This window comes from Synechococcus sp. H55.10, from assembly GCF_047502715.1.
Lineage (GTDB): Bacteria > Cyanobacteriota > Cyanobacteriia > Thermostichales > Thermostichaceae > Thermostichus.
This window is the reverse complement of record NZ_JANSJJ010000276.1, coordinates 1-520: the sequence shown is the minus strand read 5'-3', so window position 1 is coordinate 520 and position 520 is coordinate 1. Positions and strand designations below refer to the sequence as shown.

Below are 520 nucleotides of genomic sequence, written 5' to 3'. Positions count from 1 at the left end.
TGCCAGCGCTGCTCCGCTTCCGCCTCTGTCTCGGCATAGCCCGCCAGACGCGCCTCGAGATGTTCCCGCTGTTCTTGCCAGGCTGCCTGTTGGTCATTGTACAGAGCCCGCAGGCTGTTCAGCTCCGCCTGGGTTTCGGCAATTTGGGTGCGGGCCAACGAAAGCTCTGCCTTGAAACGCTGTAACATCTCCACCCGTTTTTCCGCCAGGTCTTGCGCTTCCAGCAAAGAAGCCTGGAGCTCCTGCTGACGGTGTTCCCACTGACGGCGCTCCTGGGCATGGGCCAGCCGCAGCTGCTCGATCTGCTCCTGTAAGGCTTCGATGTCTTGGCGCTGCCGCTCGTTGAGGCGTTGCCGCGCCGCCAGCTGAACTTCCTGCTCCGAGAGCTGAACCTTTTGCTCTGCCAAAGTTTGTTGCAACTGGCGCAGGGCGTGTTCCCGCTCCTGCAGCGTCTTTTCTTGCTCAGCCACCTTCTGGCGTAGAACCCGGCATTCCGCTTCCAAAGCAGCGTCTGCAGGCG

Annotated in this window: 1 pseudogene; it reads right to left on the bottom strand. The window is 61.5% G+C overall.

The features are described from left to right. A pseudogene (locus NW858_RS13125) lies at nucleotides 1–470 on the bottom strand (hypothetical protein); the annotation flags it as partial. Nucleotides 471–520 lie beyond the last annotated feature (50 nt).